The sequence below is a fragment of the Pseudoduganella sp. GW821-FHT05F09 genome, from assembly GCF_059419605.1.
Genome location: NZ_JBWKSD010000001.1, coordinates 870,066 through 890,618, shown reverse-complemented (window position 1 = coordinate 890,618; position 20,553 = coordinate 870,066). Strand labels below are relative to the sequence as shown.

The 20,553-nt window shown below is 64.7% G+C and carries 13 protein-coding genes and 1 riboswitch; of the genes, 4 read left to right on the top strand and 9 right to left on the bottom strand.

The genetic code is table 11. The features are described 5' to 3' along the window. Nucleotides 1-4: 4 nt before the first annotated feature. The 4 genes from AC07S4_RS03730 to AC07S4_RS03715 form a co-directional block, all read right to left on the bottom strand. The gene (locus AC07S4_RS03730) at nt 5-2,161 is read right to left on the bottom strand and encodes a xanthine dehydrogenase family protein molybdopterin-binding subunit (RefSeq protein WP_494985307.1); all 2,157 of its coding nucleotides are present in this window, start codon (nt 2,159-2,161) and stop codon (nt 5-7) included. Nucleotides 2,162-2,166: 5 nt separating this feature from the next. Continuing rightward, nucleotides 2,167-2,625 carry a (2Fe-2S)-binding protein gene (locus AC07S4_RS03725; protein WP_494985306.1) on the bottom strand — a complete coding sequence of 153 codons (459 nt, stop codon included), beginning with the start codon at nt 2,623-2,625 and terminating at the stop codon, nt 2,167-2,169. A gap of 115 nt (nt 2,626-2,740) precedes the next feature. Then, on the bottom strand, nt 2,741-3,298 hold the full coding sequence (locus AC07S4_RS03720; RefSeq protein ID WP_494985305.1) for a DUF1003 domain-containing protein: 558 nt from the start codon (nt 3,296-3,298) through the stop codon (nt 2,741-2,743). Between the two features lie 72 nt (nt 3,299-3,370). Beyond that, nucleotides 3,371-3,970, bottom strand: a complete 600-nt coding sequence (locus AC07S4_RS03715) for a LysE family translocator (protein ID WP_494985304.1) — start codon at nt 3,968-3,970, stop codon at nt 3,371-3,373. Between the two features lie 214 nt (nt 3,971-4,184). Here AC07S4_RS03715 and AC07S4_RS03710 point away from each other — a divergent pair, with 214 nt between their 5' ends. Next, nucleotides 4,185-6,002: a serine hydrolase domain-containing protein gene (locus tag AC07S4_RS03710; RefSeq protein ID WP_494985303.1), complete on the top strand. Its 1,818-nt coding sequence runs from the start codon at nt 4,185-4,187 to the stop codon at nt 6,000-6,002. 4 nt (nt 6,003-6,006) lie between these two features. Here AC07S4_RS03710 and AC07S4_RS03705 read toward each other — a convergent pair whose 3' ends face one another. Continuing rightward, nucleotides 6,007-8,004, bottom strand: coding sequence for a TonB-dependent receptor (locus AC07S4_RS03705; RefSeq protein ID WP_494985302.1), 1,998 nt, complete (start codon nt 8,002-8,004; stop codon nt 6,007-6,009). Between the two features lie 76 nt (nt 8,005-8,080). Continuing rightward, nucleotides 8,081-8,297: riboswitch (cobalamin riboswitch) on the bottom strand. Further along, nucleotides 8,292-9,998, bottom strand: a complete 1,707-nt coding sequence (locus AC07S4_RS03700; RefSeq protein ID WP_494985301.1) for a hypothetical protein — start codon at nt 9,996-9,998, stop codon at nt 8,292-8,294. It overlaps the preceding riboswitch by 6 nt. A gap of 167 nt (nt 9,999-10,165) precedes the next feature. On the opposite strand from AC07S4_RS03700, the gene AC07S4_RS03695 reads away from it, so the two are divergent. The 3 genes from AC07S4_RS03695 to AC07S4_RS03685 all read left to right on the top strand — a co-directional run bounded on the left by AC07S4_RS03695 (nt 10,166) and on the right by AC07S4_RS03685 (nt 13,052). Further along, the gene (locus tag AC07S4_RS03695) at nt 10,166-10,327 is read left to right on the top strand and encodes a hypothetical protein (RefSeq protein WP_161071199.1); all 162 of its coding nucleotides are present in this window, start codon (nt 10,166-10,168) and stop codon (nt 10,325-10,327) included. Nucleotides 10,328-10,501: 174 nt separating this feature from the next. Next, nucleotides 10,502-11,989: an MFS transporter gene (locus tag AC07S4_RS03690; protein WP_494985300.1), complete on the top strand. Its 1,488-nt coding sequence runs from the start codon at nt 10,502-10,504 to the stop codon at nt 11,987-11,989. Nucleotides 11,990-12,029: 40 nt separating this feature from the next. Beyond that, nucleotides 12,030-13,052 carry a glycoside hydrolase family 43 protein gene (locus AC07S4_RS03685; protein WP_494985299.1) on the top strand — a complete coding sequence of 341 codons (1,023 nt, stop codon included), beginning with the start codon at nt 12,030-12,032 and terminating at the stop codon, nt 13,050-13,052. A 109-nt stretch (nt 13,053-13,161) separates the two neighbouring features. Here the strand turns inward: AC07S4_RS03685 and AC07S4_RS03680 are convergent, their stop codons facing one another. The 3 genes from AC07S4_RS03680 to galB all read right to left on the bottom strand — a co-directional run bounded on the left by AC07S4_RS03680 (nt 13,162) and on the right by galB (nt 20,358). Then, the gene (locus AC07S4_RS03680; RefSeq protein WP_494985298.1) at nt 13,162-14,013 is read right to left on the bottom strand and encodes a transposase; all 852 of its coding nucleotides are present in this window, start codon (nt 14,011-14,013) and stop codon (nt 13,162-13,164) included. 176 nt (nt 14,014-14,189) lie between these two features. After that, on the bottom strand, nt 14,190-17,381 hold the full coding sequence (locus tag AC07S4_RS03675) for a TonB-dependent receptor (RefSeq protein WP_494985297.1): 3,192 nt from the start codon (nt 17,379-17,381) through the stop codon (nt 14,190-14,192). A gap of 265 nt (nt 17,382-17,646) precedes the next feature. Then, nucleotides 17,647-20,358: a beta-galactosidase GalB gene (galB, locus tag AC07S4_RS03670; RefSeq protein ID WP_494985296.1), complete on the bottom strand. Its 2,712-nt coding sequence runs from the start codon at nt 20,356-20,358 to the stop codon at nt 17,647-17,649. Between the last annotated feature and the right edge of the window lie 195 nt (nt 20,359-20,553).

The following is a 20,553-nucleotide window of genomic DNA, read 5'->3' as shown; positions in this document are numbered from 1 at the left end:
CCCCCTACGCCTGCTTCAGCTGCTCCGCCTCCACCGGCAGGCGGCGCAGGCGTTTTCCCGTGGCGGCGAAGACCGCGTTCACCAGCGCCGGCGCCACCATGGCGCAGCCGATCTCGCCCACGCCCCCGGGCGCTTCGCCGCTTTTCACCAGATGGGCCTCGATGGGCGGCACCTCGTTCATGCGCAGCACCGGATAGTCGTGGAAATTGCCCTGCGTGACGCGGCCGTTCTCCAGCGTCAGCTTGCCGTACAGGGCCGCCGTCAGCCCGTACACGCTGCCGCTCTCGATCTGCGCCATCACGCCGTCGGTATGCACGGCCTGGCCGCAGTCTATCGCCGCCACCACGCGTTTCAGGCTCACCTGGCCGGCCGGGTCCACCGCCACTTCGATCACGCAGGCCGCGTAGCTGCCCCAGGCCACGGCCAGCGCCATGCCCATGCCGGTGCCCGGCGCCATCTTCTTGCCCCAGCCCGCCTTCTGCGCGGCCAGCTCCAGCACCGCCAGCGCACGCGGCTCCTTGCTTAGCACCGCGCGCCGGTAGGCCAGCGGATCGGCCTTGGCGGCGGCGGCCAGTTCATCCATGAAGCCTTCGATGACGAAGGTGTTGTGGGTCGGCCCCACGCCGCGCCAGAAGCCGGTCGGCACGGCCGTTTCCACCGGATGGAACTCCACCACCTTGTGGGCGAAGTCGTAGGGACTGGCGGCGGCGTCGATGGCGTCGGTGTCGATGCCGTCCTTCATCCACATCGGCGCATAGCGCGCCTCGATGGCCGAGCCGGCAAAGCGGTGGCGGAAGCCCACCGGCTTGCCCTGCGCGTCCAGCGCCATCGCCAGCTCGTCACGGTACAGCGGGCGGTACAGGTCGTGCTGCATGTCCTCCTCGCGGCTCCAGATCACCTTGACCGGATACGCGACCTGGCGCGCAATCAGCGCCGCCTGCACGATGTAGTCCACCTCCAGCCGCCGGCCAAAACCGCCGCCCAGCAGGAAATTGTTGATGCGCACCGTCGCCGGGTCCACATTGAGCGCCTTGGCCACGAAAGCCTGGGCGCGGCCCGCCGCCTGGGTGCCGGTCCAGACCTCCACGCCGTCCTTGCGCACCTGCACCGTGCAGTTCATCGGCTCCATGGTGGCGTGGGCGAGGAAAGGCATCACATAGGTCGCCTCCACCTGCCGCGCCCCGCCTTCCACCAGCTTGGCGTAAGCGCCCTCGTTCAGCGCCATCTGCCCCTTGCCCTTCATGGCCGCTTCCAGCTGGCGCTCCCATTCGGCGCCGGAGAACTTCGCGTTCGGCCCCTCGTCCCAGCTAATCGCCAGCGCCGCCAGGCCTTTGCGCGCCGCGCCCGTATGGTCGGCAATGACGGCCACCGCGTTGTCCAGCTTGACGATCTGGCGCACGCCCTTGACCGCGCGCGCCTTGCTGTCATCCACCGAAGCCAGCTTGCCGCCGAACACGGGGCAGGCCGCCACCGCCGCCACCTTCATGCCCGGCACCTGCGCGTCGATGCCGAATTTGGCCGTGCCATTGGTCTTGGACGGCACATCCAGCCGCTTGGCCGCCGTGCCCACCAGGCGGAAGCCGGCGGCCGGCTTGAGCGGCACGTCCTTGGGCACCGGCATGCCGGCAGCCTTGGCGGCCAGCTCGCCATAGGACAGCTTGCGGCCGCTGGCCTGGTGCGTCACTACGCCCTGCGCCGCCGTGCAGCCGGACGGCTCCACGCCCCAGGTGGACGCGGCCGCCGACACCAGCATGATGCGCGCCGCCGCGCCGGCCTTGCGCATGGGCTCCCACGCGCCGCGCACGCTGGCCGAGGCGCCGGTCAGCTGCGCGCCGAACATGGGATGGCCGTACAGTTTCTCGTCGGCGGGCGCATGCTCCACGCGCACCTTGGCCAGGTCCACCTCCAGCTCCTCGGCCAGCAGCATGGGAATGGCGGTGTAGGCGCCCTGCCCCATTTCCACGAAGGGACAGACCACGGTCACCGCGCCGTCGGCGGCGATGCGCAGATAGGCGTTGGGCGTGAACACGGCGGCAGGCGCCATCTTCGCCGCAGCGCCGGCGGAAGGCAGATAGAAGGACAGCACCAGGCCGCTGGCGGCACCCAGGCTGGTTTTCAGGAAGGCGCGCCGCCCGGTGGTTTGCTGAGTTTGGGCATCCATGGCGCTCACCCTTGCTTCGCAGCGGTTTTGATGGCGGCGCGGATGCGGCCGTATGTGCCGCAGCGGCACACATTGCCGGACATGGCCTGTTCGATGTCGCTGTCGCTCGGTTTGGGATTGGCGGCCAGCAGCGCCGTGGCCGACATGATCTGGCCGGACTGGCAGTAGCCGCACTGCGGCACGTCGTGCGCTACCCAGGCGGCCTGGATGCGCTTGCCCGCCGGCGTGGAGCCTATGGTCTCTATCGTGACCACCTTGCCTTTGCCCACGCTGCTCACCGGCGTAATGCAGGAGCGTACCGCCTGCCCGTTCAAGTGCACGGTGCAGGCGCCGCACAGCGCCATGCCGCAGCCGAACTTGGTCCCGGTCATTTGCCACACGTCGCGCAGCACCCACAGCAGCGGCGTGTCGCCGTCCACGTCGGCAGTCCGGTTCTTGCCGTTCACATTGATTACATAGCTCATCATCATCCCCCGGTGTCGAGATTATTGTCCACATGCAAACACATTATTGGACGATGCCCGGTGGAAAAAAAGGCCATTTTGCGCCATCTCTGCCTTTTGGCAGAGGCTGGCCGCGCTAGCTTCCGGCGGCGCGCTGGGCGCTCATCTTGCTCAGCATTTCGATCTGCTGTTGCTGCATGGCCAGCAGCTCGCGCCATTGCACCTCGCGCAGATGGTCTATCTTTTCGTGCAGCAGCAGGATCTCCACTTCCGCCTTCAGGTTCACCTCGTAGTCATGCTCCACGCTCAGCCTGTCCTTTTGCGCCTGCCGGTTCTGCGACATCAGGATGATGGGTGCCTGCACCGAAGCCAGCATGGACAGGAACAGGTTGAGCAGGATATAGGGATAAGGATCGAAAGGCGTGCCGTACCGCACCAGGATGACCGAGTTCAGCACCACCCAGGCCACCAGCGTGGCGGCGAACAGGCAGATAAAGGTCCAGGAACCGCCGAAAGCGGCCACGGCGTCGGCCGCCTTCTGGCCGCGCGTGGCGTTGTCGTCGCTTTCCTGGACCAGGTTGCGGGAGATATGCTGGCGCGCCGCCAAGTGCCGGGCCACCCGCTTGCATGCGGCGTCCAGCTCCGCGTGGGACGGCTCGCGGCTGGAAGTAGGGGCTTGCGCGGAATGGCTCATGGCGTCCTTCAGAGTGGGAATGAATGCTCAGGTTAATCCAATCCCCCACCGCAGGCAATCGTACCGGCTGCGCTAGAGCCAAATCGCCAACGCGGAATACGCCGTCAGCAGGATCATGGTGGCGATAAACACCTTTTGCCAGACCGGGTCGGACAGGAAGCGGCGCAGCAAGGCGCCCGCCCCGGCCCACACCGAGATGCATGGCAAATTCACCGCGCAGAACACCAGGCAATAGACCGCGATGGCCAGCGACACCGGCGCCAGCTGCGGCAGGAAGGCCGAACCGCCGGTAATGGCCATGATCCAGGCCTTCGGATTGGCGAACTGGAAGATCGCCGCCGCCATAAAGCCCATGGGCTGGTGCGCCTGCTCGGCCTCGCGGTCGAAGCTCATGGCGCGCATCTGCCAGGCCAGGTAGAGCAGATAGGCCGAGCCGGCCACTTTGAGCATGGTCTGCATGGCCGGCACCGCCATCACCAGCGTGCCGATGCCCACCGCGCAAATCGCCAGCAGCACGCCAAAGCCGATGGTAATGCCCAGCATGTGCGGGATGGAGCGGCGGAAGCCGAACCAGATGCCGGACGAGGCCAGCATGATGTTGTTGGGTCCGGGCGTGATGGAGGAAACGAAAGCGAACGTCATCAGCGGGGCCAGCGGCAGCAGCAAGTCCATGGGATTCTCCTTATGAAGAAGCCCATGCTAGCCCAAGTACCCAATACAGTACCGGTACACTTCCCCAGAAAGCTGACTAAACCGTACTGGCCTCCCGGCCAATACAAGCCTTGGCTGGCGCCTCATTGGCCGCGATCCGCCGCGTCCGCCGACGGCCACATGCTCAACTGCAATTGAGCTATAGTGACTAGCCATATGCGCTGCCGGATGCCCCATGAAACGCCTGTCTGCCGCCTTGCTATTTATTGCCAGCCTCGCAATTCACCCCGTCAAAGCAGCTACTTCCCCGGATCCGCTGACCGCCCGCCTGTCCGACATCCTGCAGAAAAACGGTGTACCCGGCGCGGGCATTGCCATTATCGAACGCGGACGGGAACCGCGCATTCTCAGTCTGGGCTTGGCGGATGTGGCGTCGCGCCGTCCGGTTGATGGCGAATCCAGGTTCCGCACTGCGTCTGTTGGCAAGATGTTCACCGCGCTGGCCGTCATGCGGCTGGTGGAAAGCGGCCGGCTGAATCTCGACACCACGGTGCGCTCGGTGGCGCCCGAAATAGCATTCGAAAATCCCTGGGAAAGTGTGGCGCCGGTGCGCATTCGGCATTTGCTTGAACACACTACCGGCTGGGACGATATCCACTACGCCGAATACGCCTATGACAACCGTGCCGAGGCGCCACTACTGCAAACGCTTGCCTTTCATCCAGACTCCCGCAAATCGCGCTGGGTGCCGGGCACGCGCATGTCCTACAGCAATTCAGGCGCGGCCGTGGCGGGCTATGTGGTGCAAAAAATCAGCGGCCAGCCATTCGAGCGCTTCGTCGCGGACAACATTTTTCTGCCTCTCGGCATGAATTCCGCAAGCTATTTCGCGGATGCTGGCTACCGGCAGCATGGCGCAACTTTGTATGCGCCGGACGGCAAGGTGCAGCCCTACCTGCACATCTTGTACCGCCCGGACGGCTCCACCAACGTATCTGCCGCAGACATGGGCAAGCTGATGAAGATGTTTATGGACCGCGGCACAGCCAAGGGGCAGCGACTATTTTCCGCAAGTGCCATCACGCACATGGAAGGCCTGCCAACCGCGCTGTCCGGGCTAGGCACGCTTGCCATGGGATATAGGGGATATCGCTTCACCGGCCACAGCGGCAGCATAGAAGGCGCCTCGTCCCAGTTCTGGTATCAGCCGGAATCAGGTATCGGCTATGTGGCAATGATCAACAAGAATGACTCAGGCGCGCTGGCCGAAATAGGCCGCGCCATACTCGGCTCGATAATGGATGAAGGCATGCAGCCACCATCTTCGGCACCTCAGCGGCTTGATCAGCTGTGGCAAACGGTGGACGGCAACTATATCCACATCAACCCGCGTATGGAAATGGCCCGGTTTGCAATGCCGTTCGCTGCCATCCACCTGGCCTATAAGCAAAACGGGCTGGCACGCTCCTACCTGCTACGCAGGGACAGTGACCTTCTGCTGCCCGGCCCAAACGGAAGCGTCATTGAACCCGGCAGCGGCTTGCCGGTTGTGAAACGCGGCACAGATCCGTTAGCGGGCGAGACCGTACAAATAGGCGACAAAACCTATGCGCGAGTTTCAGCCTTCCATATATACGGCTTGGCAACCGGGGGCTGCCTGTTATTGCTGACGTCGGCCGTTTCAGTGCTATTCGCACTTGTATGGATACCTCGCCGCCTGCTTCGAAAGATTCCGGCAGGCCCGGCCACGCAGGTGCGGGCGTGGCCACTGGCCGCCACACTGCTGCTAGCCGTGTCTGTATTCATCCTCCCAGTCATGAAGCCACAAGAAAGCGAATTGGGCCTGATATCGCCGCTCACAGTGACGGTCATGATCGCCAGCGCCGCCTATGGCATCGCCGCACTCGCCGGATTGTGGTCTGTGCTGCGCTGGCGGAGCGCCGCAATCAACCGCTGCGCGTACTGGTTCGCCAGCCTGCACGCGCTGCTCCATTCCGCCACCGCTGTCTACCTGGGCTGGCACGGTCTGATCGGATTGCGCTTGTGGGCTTGAAGCGTCAGAACGTTGCGCGCAGCGTGAGGCGGTAGGCGCGCGGCTCGGCGGGATGGTAGTGCATGTCGGCCACGCCTTCCGCCGCTTCGCCGGGCAGGCGCGAAGCGTAGTAGTAGTCGATATCGTTGATCTTGCGGCCGAACAGGTTGAATACGTCCAGCGACAGCTGCCAGCGGCGGTCGATGCGGTAGCCGGTGCGCAGGTAGGCGATGGCGCTGGAGGCGGAACGCTTGCTGTTGTCCTCGATCAGCGGACGCGGGCCGAAGTAGCGCATCTGGAAAGCGCCGGACCATGGACCGAGTTCGGTGATGGTGGCGCCGAACGAGGCCACCTTGCCCACCGCGCCAGGAATGTAGTCGCCGGCCTCGTCGCGCTCGGTGTAGCGGGCGCGCGAATAGGCCAGGTCCAGGTCGAACAGCAGCCAGTTGCTGGCGATGTAGTGGTTGTTCAGCTCCACGCCGGAACGCTTGCTGCCCCGGCTGGCGCTGGTGTCGCCCGCATCGCCCGAGAACACCAGCTCGGAGGCCGAGCGCAAACGCCACAGGGCCAGCGAGCTTTGCAGGCCGGGCGCCAGCTCGGTGCGCAGGCCAATTTCAGAGCCGCGCGTGCGCACCAGCGGCGTAACCGGCTCCGCAGGCTCGCGCTCTTTCGGCGTCAGGTGCACGGTGGTGCCGCGCGCGTCGTTGCTGTGGAAGCCGGAACCTGCGTTCAGGAAGAACTCGGTCTGCTTCCACGGGCCGAGCACCACCGCCAGCTTGGGCGAGGCGATGTGCGCGTTGACCTTGCCGGAGTTTTCGGCGATGTCGCTGGCCACGTCGAAACGGTAGCTGTCGTAGCGCGCGCCGGCCACGGTGCGCAGCCAGGGAGTCCATTGCACGGTGTTGTCGAACCACAGCCCGGCGCTGCCCTCCTTCACCGCCGATTCGGTGATGGTGCGCAGGATCTGCTGGCGCACGGTGCTGTACAGGGCCAGCGGCGCAATGTCGTCGTGGCGCGCCTGCAGGCCGATGCGGTTGCTCATGTCCCGCCCGCCCAGCTTGCCGAACCAGGTTTGCGACACGTCGAAGCCCAGCATCTTGCGGCGTTCGGTCTGGCGCGATTGGTCCCCGTTGACCGGGTCGTCGAGGAAGTAGGTGAAGTTGTTGTACAGCGTAAGGTCGGAGCGCACGGCGTAGGCGCTGGCCTGGAACTGGCTGTCCGCGCTGCGCTTGTTCATGCCGAAGGACAGGCTGTAGCGGGAGGTGACGCCGCCGTCGCTGGGGTCCAGCGTGCCATAGGGATCGAGTTCGCCGCTGTCCACGGCGCGCTGCGGAATCTGGCTGCTGGCGTGCCACGCGCCCTTGTAGGCCATGGCGGTGACGCTGTACTGGTCTTCCTTGGGGCCGGCGCTGTAGCGCAGCACGCCGGCCTGTTTGCGGAACGATTCGGGCACTTGCCACGGACCGTTGTTGTGCGCCAGCTCCAGCGCGTACAGCAAGTTGCCGCGCCCCAGCGGCGTGGAGCCGGCCACCAGGCCGCGCAGGTACCGGCCTTCGCCGGCGGTCAGCGTGGCCGTGCCGTCTTTCAGCTTGTTGGCCAGGGCCATGCGGGCAGCGCCGGCGGAAGCGAAGTCGCCTTCGTCGGCATAGTAGGTGCCCTTTTTGTAGCTGATGCGGTCCACCAGTTCGGGGATCAGGAAATTCAGGTCGGTATAGCCCTGGCCATGCGCGTGGGTGCGCATGTTGACGGGCATGCCGTCGACATAGGTGGCGAAGTCGGTGCCGTGGTCGAGGTTGAAGCCGCGCAGGAAGTACTGGTTGGCCTTGCCGTCGCCGCTGTGCTGGGTGACGATCACGCCGGGCACGAATTCGAGCAGTTCGCCGGGGCGCAGCGCGGGACGGTTGGCGATCAGCGCGGCGGTGACGACGCCCTGGCTGGCAGCGTCCGAGGTGCCGACGCTGTTGTTGTAATGGGCTTGCACCTGCACGGTCGCAACCGGGCCTTCGATTGGCAAATCTGACATGGAATAATCCTACGGAACGGCAATCCTCCCCACTTCCCCGTAGGCGCGACTGCGTAAGAAAGCGCCGCATGCGCGGACGCTTCCACCTGCCCTGGCCGGTATCCGGGCTCCCAAGCGTGACTGTCTTGCCTTCCCATGCCGAAGCACAGTGGCGTAAAGAGACAGCCTGCCGTCAAAGACGGCGCTTGCTAACCGTTGCGGGGGCAGCACACCCGGCCGCTTGCGCAGCCTGTGTTTCCCGTTTAACTGCGGGCGAGATTTCGCGCGCGGGCACCAGAGCGGGCGCATTATACGTTTGGCAAGCGGCGCGAGTCCAGTGCGGTGCAGCGGCTGCGCGGCACGGGGTTGGCTGCATTGGCCGCATGGGACGCATGGGCAGCGGCGGCAGGCGGCTGGCGCCGAAGCAGTCTCACCCTGCCGTCCGGCGTGGCGTAGACCGGCGTGTAGCCGGCCGTGGCGCGCGCCACCTCCGCCTGCAAGGACGGCGGCGCCGACGCCAGCGCGCCCCATTGCAGCACGTAGTCCACTGCCTGGCCGCTGGCCTGCTCGTATCCCGCAATGTCGATGCGCGCCACGTCCGTGCCCTCCTGCTGCGGGCGCCAATGGAACAGCAGCGCCTGCGTGTCCTGTCCCGGCACGAACTGCACCGGATAGACTTTTAGCCGCGCCAGATAGTTGAACAGCGCAACGCGGTCGCCGCGCAGTTCGAGCCGGCTAGCGGCCTGGAAGAACGGACGGTATTTGGGCGGCAGGGCCATGCCGTCGGCCCAGGCGCCGCCGTCGTCCAGCACCAGCGGCAGCACCGTGCAATGCGGCGGCACCAGCTGTTCCACGTCGGCCAGCGGCGCCAGCTGCTGCTTGATACGGTGCTGGCGCCAGGTGCCGCCCGCCATCAGCGCCAGCGACACCACGACTGCCAGCGCCGCCAGCGCGCGCCGCACGCCGGCAGGCAAAGGCAGGCAGGCCATGCACAGCAGGCCAGCGAAATAGGGAAACATCTGCATGCGGCGGTAATGGGTCCAGCCGCCGCCCATGGTGTCCGGGAAGGCCAGGGCCAAGGCCAGCAACGATGCAAACAGCAGCAACGCCGCCCAGCTGCGGACATCGGCGCGCCGGCTTCCTAACGCCAGCGCGCAACGAAGGGCGAGCAACAGCACGCTGGCGAGTATGGCGGCGGCCAGCGCGGGAGCAAGGTAGCGGTCCGCCGGCGTGTGCTGCAGGTTCAGCGGCGACAGGATGGCAAAACTCTTCAGCCGCTCCCCCAGCGGCGCCCCGAACGTGACCGCCGCGCCGGGCGCCGTGTCCAAGGACAGCAACACCAGCGGCAGCGGCGACAGCAGCACCGCCGCATGCCGTGCATGCGCCAGCAAAGCCTGCACCGGCCCGCCCATGCGCCAGGCCGCCGCGCAGGACACCATCGTCAGCACGCCCAGCACCAGCATGGCGGCCAGGAAGCCCGATGCGTGCGAAAAATAGCTGAAGTACAGCGCCGCCACAGGCGCCGCCGCGCGCCAGGCTCCGGCCCGCTTCTGCATCCACAGCAGCGCAGCCATGCTCAACAGGAAGCCCGTCACCGACAGGCAGTAGTTGTACAGCCCCAGGAAGAACAGCTGGTGCAGCCCGAGCGGAAAAGCAAACAGCGCCACCCACACCTGGCGCCGCCGGAACTGCCGCAGCAGCGCCGCCATGCCGGCCACTGGCCCCAGCAGGCAGGCAAGCTGCACCACTGCCTCCGCCACCTCCGGCGCCACCGCCTTCAGCAGCAGCACAATCAGCCCATACACGGCCAGATTGGGATGGAGGGCGCCATTGCGCTGGTAGTGCTGCGCCTGCAAGCCCCCGGCGTCCGGCGCCCCGGCCAGCAGATGGCCGAAGCTCATATGCACCGGCCCGTCATTGGTGGCGAAGGGCAAAACGTAGAGCACCGCGGCGGCATACAGCACGCCCAGCATCAGCATGGCCCAGCGCCAGGAATTCCCTTGCCTCGTCCGCATGGCCGCCTCCGCGATTTAATTTTTATGCAATGTAATCAATTTAGCATAATGGCGGTTTCAGCATCACATTCACATTACGAATATCAGGCATCGAAAATTGCAATTGGATTTATATGTTGCAGCGCAGTATTCTGGACACATCGAAATCCAACAGCAGGAGAAACAGCATGAATTTCTCGTCCTACAGCCCATATGGCGTGACCCAAGCAACCAACAGCCCGTCGCCTTCGGACGTGCGCCGCTGGACGCGCATCCTGAAAGCCAAGCTGCGCAAGATCGTCGAGCACATCGGCTCGCCGTTCGTCGAAGGCCGCTACCCACCGTTCTAAGCGGCAAACCGCCCGCCTCAGCAGCATCCGCCGCGCGCGTTCTGCGCGCGGCAGCCCTTCCCCTGCAAATCTCATCGCCGGTACAGTTGACGCCCGGTGCTAAATCAGTCACCATCGCAAAATGGTTGCGCTATTCATTTCGAATTGCGCACTGATAACGATAAATGAGACGACATGACAAGCACCGCAGACAGCTCCGCCGCCAAGCTGGGGACCGTGGAGAAAATCGGCTATAGCCTGGGCGACCTGGCCGCCAACCTGATCTTCCAGACCCTGCTGACCTTCATCGCCTTCTTCTACACGGACGTAGCCAAGATAGCGCCCAACGCCGCCGCCACCATCATCTTCGTCGGCGGCCTGGTCGGCGCCTGCTTCAACCCCATCATGGGCCTGATCGCGGACCGCACCGTCACCCGCTGGGGCAAGTTCCGCCCATGGATACTGTGGACCTCGGTGCCCTTCGGCCTGGTCGCCATCCTCGCCTTCAGCGTCCCCGATCTCGGCCCGCAAGGCAAGTTCATCTACGCCACGCTGACCTATGTGCTGCTGATGCTGATCTACTCGGCCAACAACCTGCCCTACTCCGCCCTGAGCGGCGTGCTCACCGGCAGCATGGAACAGCGCAACAGCCTGTCGGCCTACCGCTTCGTGGCGGTGATGGTGGCGCAGTTCATCATCCAGGTGCTGCTGCTGCCGCTGGTGCTCATCCTGGGCGGCGGCGACAAGGTGCAAGGCTTCCAGAACACCATGATCATCTTCGCCGTGGCCGGCACCATCTGCTTCCTCGTCACCTTCTTCACCACCACCGAGCGCATCGTGCCCACCGCCGAGCAGCGCTCCAGCATCAAGCAGGACATCGCCGACCTGCTGGGCAACCGTCCGTGGGTGGTCATGCTGGTGCTCACCATCCTGGTCTTCATCACGCTGGCCCTCAAGGGCGGCATGTACATCTTCTACTTCAAGACCTATCTGAACGAAGCCGCGCTGGCCGCCTTCCTGCAGGACGTGGGCTTCAACAGCTTCATCCACGGCCTCAATTCCGTGCTGACCAGCGTCGGCCTGACCAAGTTCCAATGGCCGGAAGACGCCGCCACCTCCGGCTTCAGCCTGTTCAACGCCGCCGGCATCCTGATGATGATCATCGGCATCGGCTTCTCCAAGCCGCTGGCCGACCGCTACGGCAAGCGCGACGTGTTCGGCGCGGCGCTGCTGGTCTCCACGCTGTTCATGCTGGCCTTCTACTTCTACGCGCCCAGCTCCATCGGCCTGGTGTTCATCTCCCAGACCCTGCACGGCTTCTTCTACGGCATCACCATCCCGCTGCTGTGGGCCATGATCGCCGACGTGGCCGACTACTCCGAATGGAAAAACAACCGCCGCGCCACCGCGCTGCTGTTCTCGGCCATGATCTTCGGCCTGAAAGCGGGCCTGAGCATAGGCGGCGCGCTGGTCGCGGCCCTGCTGTCCATGATCGGCTACGACGCGCTGCAGGCGGTGCAGAACGAGAGCGTGGCCTACGGCATCAAGCTGTCGGTCAGCATCTACGCCTCCATCCCCTTCCTGGTGGGCGTGGCCAGCCTGGCGTTCTACGACATCCGCAAGGCGACCGAGCGCACCATCGAACAGGAACTGGGCCTGCGCCGCGCCGCCGCACAGCGCTGATCAAGCACAAATATCAACTTAGAACCGGGTAACAAGCACCATGCCAGAACAAGAACTGACGCAGGACGACCTGCAGCAAATGAAATCGCGCGCCATCTCGCAGCCGCTGGTCAGCCACATCTACACGGCCGACCCCTCGGCCCACGTCTTCAACGGCCGCATCTACATCTACCCCTCGCACGACATTGAAGCGGGCATCGCCTTCAACGACAACGGCGACCACTTCGCCATGGAAGACTACCGCGTGCTGTCGATGGACGCGCCGGGCGCCGAGACGGTGGACCACGGCGTGGCCCTGCACGTGAAAGACGTGCCCTGGGCGGAGCGCCAAATGTGGGCGCCGGACGCCGCCTTCAAAGACGGCAAATACTACCTCTACTTCCCGGCCAAGAAAGCGGACGGCATCTTCCAGATCGGCGTGGCGGTGGGCGACGATCCGGCCGGCCCCTTCGTGCCGGAAGCCGCGCCCATCGAAGGCAGCTACTCGATCGACCCGGCCGTGTTCGAGGACGGCGGCGAGCACTATATGTACTTCGGCGGCATCTGGGGCGGCCAGCTGCAGAAATACCGCGACAACGCCTACGGCGCCGGCAACGAAGAACCGGCGGACGGCCAGCCCGCGCTGCAAGCGCGCGTAGCCCGCCTGAGCGGCGACATGAAGCAGTTCGCCGAAGCGCCGCGCGCCGTCGTCATCCTGGACGAAAACGGCAAGGAACTGCTGGCCGGCGACCACGACCGCCGCCACTTCGAAGGCCCGTGGATGCACAAATACAAGGGCAAATACTACTTCTCCTACTCCACCGGCGACACCCACTACCTGTGCTACGCCACCGGCGACAATCCCTACGGCCCGTTCACCTACCAGGGCCGCATCCTAAGCCCGGTGATCGGCTGGACCACCCACCACTCGATCTGCGAAGTCGAAGGCCGCTGGTATTTGTTCTACCACGACAGCAGCCTGTCCGACGGCGTCACCCATTTGCGTTCGGTCAAAATGACCGAGCTGCACTACGACGCCGACGGCAACATCCTCCCCATCTCTCCCTACGGTGACGCCGCATAACGCGGTCCAGCGTGGTTTCAGCCCAGCCGGCCCGCGCCCGCTGGGCTTTTTTACTACCGGGGGTCAGTTCTATCATCACGTCATTTCAATCATGGGGTCAGTTCTCGCATCACGTCATATTGTCCCTGTGCTCGAAATGTTGTATTGCCCGGCTTACCGTGCTCAATGAGACATTGAAGAACGCAGCGATTTGCGCCATCGTAAAGACAGTGGAGAAATAGGCTCTGGCCATCGCCTCGTCGCGGTCCGGGTATTTTTGCTGGTACTCGGCCAAGGTGAGCGCAGCAGTCCGCCGCTGGGTCTTGCATACGTCACGCAGCGGGAGCTCGCCGGCCAAGGCGCGATGCCGCTCCACAAATTCGGCATCGCCCAGTATCAGTTGATGGCTCACATGCAGCAGCGGACTGCTCAGGCCTATGCCCTGCATCACAAATTTGATGTACGCCTGCACGGCCTTGGCGCGCGTCAAGCTGAACTGCGCAAGCATCCAGTCCGTCTCCAGCCACTCAGGCGCTTCGTTGATACCCAACATATAGCTGTAGCTGCTCCAGGCCCACTCGCCTGGCGCCCGGATCATACCCGCGCGTAGCGGATTCAGTACCTGGTAGCGCGCCACTTCAAGCAGATAGCCCTCCTTCTGCACCAGAATGGCGTGATAGCGCCCCTGGAAGAGATGCCCCACCAGCTGATGCCGACGATTGAAGTGCTGAGCGTAGAGCCCGTTCACCTGCCGCATTCCCTGTGACAGGTTCGCTTCGACGGTTTCCACCAGCAAGTGGTAGTGGTTACCCATCTGGCAAAACGCATGAACGACGAAGTTAAAGCGCTTGCACACGCGCGCCATGATATCGAGCCAGGCAACGCGGTCCTGGTCATCAAGGAAGATGAGCTCGCTGCGGTCGCCACGTGCGGTAACGTGATACAGCGCGCCGGAAAATTCAAGTCGAAGTGGACGTGTCATGCGCATACGTTACAGCAGCGTAACGAACGCATCTTGATCTGCCTCAGCTACGGTCCAGCTCGTGACGCGATGGTGGAACTGACCCCGGACGTGAAATGGCGTGATGAGAGAACTGACCCCGCAATGGGAAAAGCCCGGCAGGGGTGAGCTGCCGAGCCTTGGGGACTAGCTTGCGCTTAGAACGAGGTGCGCAGGGAGACGGTGTAGCTGGCGCCCGGCTTGTACTCGTCGAAGATGGCGTTGCTGAACTGGGTGTAGGTCTGGCTGATCGCCTTGTTGGCGTTCCAGACGCTGAACGTCAGGTCGGTGTTGTAGCGGAAGTTGAACATCTGCTTCAGGTTCACGCCGGCCGAGGCGTCCACTTGGGCGCGTTCGGTGGTGTAGGCATACGCGCCGCCCGGCACGTTCAGGCCCGTGCTGGTGTTGACCACGTGGCTGGCCGTGTACTGGCGCGAGACGCGGAAGTTCAGGCCGCCACGCTCGTAGTAGAAGGTCAGGTTGTTGGTGCGCGGCGGCACGCCGGCCACCGGCGGCGCGTTCAGCGCGGAGTCGGTCTGCTTGGCGTAGGTGAAGTTGGCCGTCAGCCCGAAGCCTTTCACCGGCAACATGTCCAGCGGCTGCTGCCACGTCAGCTCGATACCGCGCACTTTCAGCTTGGTGTCGATGTTGTACGGCTCGGTGATCTCGATCAGGTGCTTGTCGCGGCCGCCGCTGGCGGTCACCGACTGCTGCTGCGCGTCGGTCAGGCCGATGGTGCCGAACATCTGGTCGAGCTGCGCCAGCGAGTAGGTGGTGATGCGCTGGCCCGGACGGCTGATGATGTCCTTGGCGAAGCCGCTGGCCGAAATGTAGGATTCACGGGTCATGTAGTACTCGAGACCGATGTCCAGGTTCTGCGCTTCAAACGGTTTCAGCTTCGGATTGGTCACGCTGCCCTGGCGCGCGCCCTGGTCGCCCAGCGTGAGCTGGGTCTGGCGCAGGTCGGCCGGGTTGGCGCGCGTCAGCGACTTGGAGCCGGAGGCGCGCAGGATCAGCTGCGGCGTGATGTTGTAGGCCAGCGTTGCCGATGGCAGCGCGTTGCCGTACTTGACGCTTTCGTAGGCCCACACGCCGATGTTGTCGTACAGGCCGCCGTTCTGCAGCGTGGCGTTGCGCGGGTCGGCGCCCACGGTCAGCGCGCCTATGGTCTGCTTGGTTTCGGCATAGCGCACGCCGGCGTTGTAGCGCAGCACGCCGCCAAACAGCTCGGTGCGGCCGGTCGATTCCACAAAGGCCGAGCTTACGACTTCGCGGATGTAGCCGCCGCTGCCGTTCTGGAAGCCTTTGTAGATGTTGTCGCGGAAGTACTGGTAGTCCGTCGCGGCGGCGAATTTCGGCCAGTCCACCGTGATGAAGCCGTTGCCGGATGGTTTGGCGTAGCTGGTGACGGCGGAATTCGGCACCACCGAGCCCAGATAGGTCAGCGGCGCGGCGCCGGCGGTGGAGCCGGTGCCGTAGCCCGGGTAGGCGGTCTTGACGTCGGCCACTGCGCCCGGCGTGCTGCGGCCGTCGCAGCCCGGGGTGCGGATCTGCGTGTTGGGCTGGAAGAAGCGGTAGCTCATGTTGTTGCCGCAGGCGACGTTCATCCAGGCGTCGGCCACCGAGTAGCTGCGGTAGCGGCGCTCGATGTCGTCCCATGCGCCGCCGACCTTGACGCTGAAGGCGGTGTCGCCCCAGTTGACGTTCAGGCGCGAGCCCTTGGTCTTGTTGTTGCGCTCGTACAGGTCCATGCGCAGGCCGGACAGGCCCTGGCCGGCCTGGTTCCAGCCGAAGTTTTTCGGGTCGTTGATGTCCAGGTTGCCGGTGTAGATCGGCGCCCGGCCCGGCACCGTGTTGTCGTAGTTGATGACCGAGTTCGGCGACGTGGTGGCCAGCAGCACCGTCGGCATGTCGCGCGAGAAGGTGCTGTTGGTGGAGTTGAAGTGCGCGTCTATGGTCCATTTGTCGGACGGACGGAACTCGAAGCCGGGGTTGAAGCTGCGGAAGTTGGTCTTTTCTTCCATCGGCCGGTATTCCAGCGCCCAGAAGGTGTTGGCGAAGGTGGCTTTGGTGATGGTGCAGCCTATGGTGCAGTCGGTGCGGTCGAACTCCATGCCGACCGGGATCACGGTGTTGGCGCGGGTGCCGGCGTTCATGGCCTCGTAGACCATGCTGTTCTTCTTCTGGGCCAGCACGGTGTCCAGGTAGACGTCCCACATGTCGTTCGGCTGCCATTGCAGGCTGATGACTTCGCCGGCGCGCTTGCGCTCGCCTTCGTAGACCAGGTGGCGGCCCAAGCGGCCGAACAGGCCGTTGTCGATCTGCTGGATGGTGGCGCCGGGATTGAGCGCAAGCAGCATGGCGCGGTCGATCGGCTTGCCGGCCACCAGGATGGAACTGGCGTAGGACGGCAAGGAGCCATACGCCAGGCCGGACGGCACGTTGTCCGGCGTGGACTGGTTGCCGCCGCCGGTGCTGTTGGGCTTGTCGGCCGCGGTGGCCTGGTTGCCTTTCAGCTGAAAGTTGCGCATGTCCACGGTCTGGAAGCCGTCGGTCTTGTACTTGGTGTCGCCCCAGGCCACGCCGACCAGCGCGCCGATCTTGCCGAAGGTGCTGTCGTTCCAGGTGTTGCTGATCAGCGCGGAGCCGGTGCTGCCGGTCTTGCTGTTCTGCTCGCGGTAGTTGCCGCTCAGCGTGAAGGCGCTGCGGAAGCCGGACTTGTCGAAGGGACGCACGCTGCGCATATTGACCGTGCCGGCGATGCCGCCTTCGATCAGGCTGGCTTGCTGGCTCTTGTAGACGCTGGCGCTGCGGAACAGTTCGGACGGCAGGAAATCCATGTCCACTTCGCGGTTGGCGCTGATCGAGCCGCCCCAGCTGCCGGCCGATGCCGACGCCATCGGCGCGCCGTTCAGCAGCACGCGCGTGAAGGCGGGACCCATGCCGCGAATGGAGATGTTCAGGCCTTCGCCGTCGATCTCGGCGCGGGTGACTTTCACGCCGGGCACACGGGCCAGCGCGTCGGCAATGTTAGGGTCGGGGAATTTGCCCATGTCCTCGGAGAACACGGTGTCGCTCAGGCCGATGGCGTCGCGCTTTTCCATCGCGGACAGGCCGAGCGAGCTGCGGAAGCCGCTCACCGTGACCACGGCCTTGTCGGCGGGCGATTTGGCGACGGCGGCGGTGTCTTTACCGTCGGCGGCGGCAGGTGCGGTTGCTGCTACCGGTACCTGTACAGGCTCGGTTTGCTGCGCGTAGGCGGTGGAAATCAAGCCCGCGAGCATGGTCATGACAAAGACCTCCCCTCCCGAGCCCAGACGCCGGACGGCGCCCCCCAGATGCTTGTTCATACTGTCTCCTCTATTTATGGCCTCTAGTGCCTTGGTTGTATGCGCCGTGAGGCGCATCAATCTTCTTATGTCAGGAAAAGCAAATTGTTGGTTGCGCAAACCATCTTTGCGCGATCAGTTGTGTTCACCCTCCCCGGTTAAAAATACATGGTAGCGACTTTGAAATGAATAGCGCTACCATTTCATTGTGACCTTTTAAGCAATGCCGAGTCAACAAGCATCGTGCCCATGCGTTGTTACATGGACACGGATAGTGAATTCCTAACTATCGGGCGTGTGACACAGGCAGCGCCTGCAGCGTGACCGCCGTGCTTTGCAGCGCCGGCGATTCGGCGCGCACGGTGATGGAGCCGCCCCGCCCCGGCTTGGCGCGCACGATGACCAGGCACAGGCCGTTGAACGCGGGCCGCTCGGGCGAAGGGAATGGTACGAAGCTGGTCGGGTCGCCGTTGTCGGTCGCCACGATTTCGCCCGGGCCTTCGATGCTGAACTTGATAGCGTTGTTCGCCATCGGCACGGTGCTGCCGTCCTTGTCGGCCACGCGCAGGGTGATGAAGGACAGGTCCAGGCCATCCGCCGCGATCTGCTTGCGGTCCGGCGCCACGTCCAGCTTGGCGGCGGCGCCCACGGTGCGCACGGTGGACGTGGCCCACTCCTTGCCCTGCTTGTAGGCCACCACTTTCACTTCGCCCGGCTCATACGTCACCAGGTCCCAGCGCAGGCGGTATTCGAACTCGGTGCGCTTTTTGCGGCCCTGGCTTTTGCCGTTGACGAACAGCTCGGCCTCGTCGCCCGAGGTGAACACATGCACCGGCGTGACCTTGCCTTCGCGGCCCGGCCAGGTCCAGTGCGGCAGGATGTGCGCCAGCGGCAGCTCCGGACGCCAGCGCGCCTGGTACAGGTAGTAGCGGTCCTTCTTGAAGCCGGCCAGGTCTATCATGCCGGAGTAGGAGCTGCGCGAGGAATAGAACGGCGTAGGCTCGCCCAGGTAGTCCCAGCCGGACCAGACGAATTCGCCCGCCACGTAGGGATGCTGGTCCTGCGCGGCCCAGGAGCGGTCCGCCGAGGTGCCGAAGTCCGCCGCGTACAGCTCGTAGGCGCTGACCTGGTGAGTGGCCCAGTCGCCGCCCGCGTCCGGGCGCACCGGGGACGTAAGCGCGCCGGTGACGGGGAACTGGTACTCGCCCCGGCTGCTCAACGCGGAGGCGCTCTCGCTGCTGAAGATCACCTTGTCCGGGAAGCGCGCGCGGAACTCGGGGAAGCGGCCGGGATTGGTGCGGATGCCCGCGCCCTGGTAGTTCACACTGATCATGTCCACCGTGGTGGGCAGGGGCATGTCGGCGCGCGCGTAGTTCATGGCCGTCATGGTGGGGCGGCTGGCGTCTTCCTCGCGCACGATGGCGGTGAGCCTGCGGCCGATGACCGCGCCGGCCTCGCCCGAATACTGCTCGCCCACTTCATTCCCTATGCTCCAGATCACCACCGACGGATGGTTGCGGTCGCGGCGCAGCATGGAGCGCAGGTCCTGCTCGTGCCAGTCGGGGAAGATCAGATGGGTGTCCAGCGCGGTCTTCTTGCGCTCCCACACGTCGAAAATCTCGTTGATGACGACGATGCCCATGCGGTCGGTCAGTTCCAGCAGTTCCGGCGCGGGCGGGTTGTGGCTCATGCGCAGCGCATTGGTGCCCATCTCGATCAGGATCTCGAGCTGGCGTTCTGCGGCGCGCACATTGAAGGCGGCGCCCAGCGCGCCCAGGTCGTGGTGGTTGTTCACGCCCTTGAAGGCGATATGCTCGCCGTTGACGAACATGCCTTTGTCCGGATCCATGCGCACGTCGCGCACGCCGAATTTGGTTTCGTAGCTGTCCACCACCGCGCCGCCGCGCTTCACCGTGGTCACAGCCACGTAGCGGTTGGGGCGCTGCGTGGGCGGCGGACCCCACAGGCGCGGATTGGCGATGGTCACGGAACCGGCGCTCTTGCCGCTGGCGCCAGGCGCCAGCTCGATGCGCTGCGGCGCGATGGACGCCACCACGCCGCCGGTGCGCGCGCCCTTGTCGTCCAGGTTGTAGATGGCGGTCGATACTTCCACGCTGGCTGCGGCAGCCGAGTCGTTGTCCAGCGCCACTTCCAGCGCCACATCGGCCGAGGCCTTGCCCACATTGGCCGTCTTCACCTGCGTGCCCCACTGGCCCACGTGAACCGGGTTGGTCTTGGTCAGCCACACATTGCGGTAGATGCCGCCGCCCGGATACCAGCGCGACGATTCCGGCGGGTTGTCGAGGCGGATCGCCAGCGTGTTGGCGCCACCGGGCACCACGTAGGGCGTGAGGTCCACGCGCCAGGAGTTGTAGCCGTATGGCCAGCCGCCCACCAGTTTGCCGTTCAGCCAGACCGACGCGTAGGACATGGCGCCTTCCACGTCGAGGAAGATGGAGCGGCCCTTGTCGGACGCGGGAATGGCGAGCTGCTTGCGGTACCAGCCTATGCCCCAGCTGGGCAGGCGACCCACGCCGCCGTATGGCCCCTGCTCGAGGAATGGCCCGGCGATGGCCCAGTCGTGCGGCAGGTTCACGCGCTTCCAGGCGCTGTCGTCGTAGCCCGCCTTCAGGTAGGCCACGTCCAGTTTGGGCTCCTGCGCTGGGCGCTGGTAGCGGCGCGCCGGGTCGCGGATGAAGGCATTGCCGCTCGGGAGTATCCAGGGCTTGAGCACCGGCGTCTGCGCGGCGCCGGCTTTAACGGCGGCATCCGGCATGGCGTCCGCCGCCTTGCCGTCTTCGCTGGTTTTCACTTCGGGGCGGACATCGTAGCGCAGCGAGTCGGACGTGCCGGCCGGGTCGCCCATCTGGAAGCGCCAGTCGGCGTTGATCAGCACGCGCTCGCGCTGCGGGGCGGCGCCGGCCGGGGCGGCCATGGCAAAAAAGCCGGCGCACAGCATCAGCCGGGCCAGCATGTCTCGATTCAATATTGTTTTCATGATTTTTAGGCAGTCCTGATAAAAAAATCGCCGGGGCCACGAATGGCAACCCGGCGAAAAGACCTTATGAGTTACGCGACCACCCAAAAATTCTGGGAATAACAGGAAATAGATAGCGCAACCATTTCAGTCTATTCCTTTGCAAGGGAGCTTGTCAAGGCGGCTTTTTCAAACCGCCGGATTAATAAGACTGAT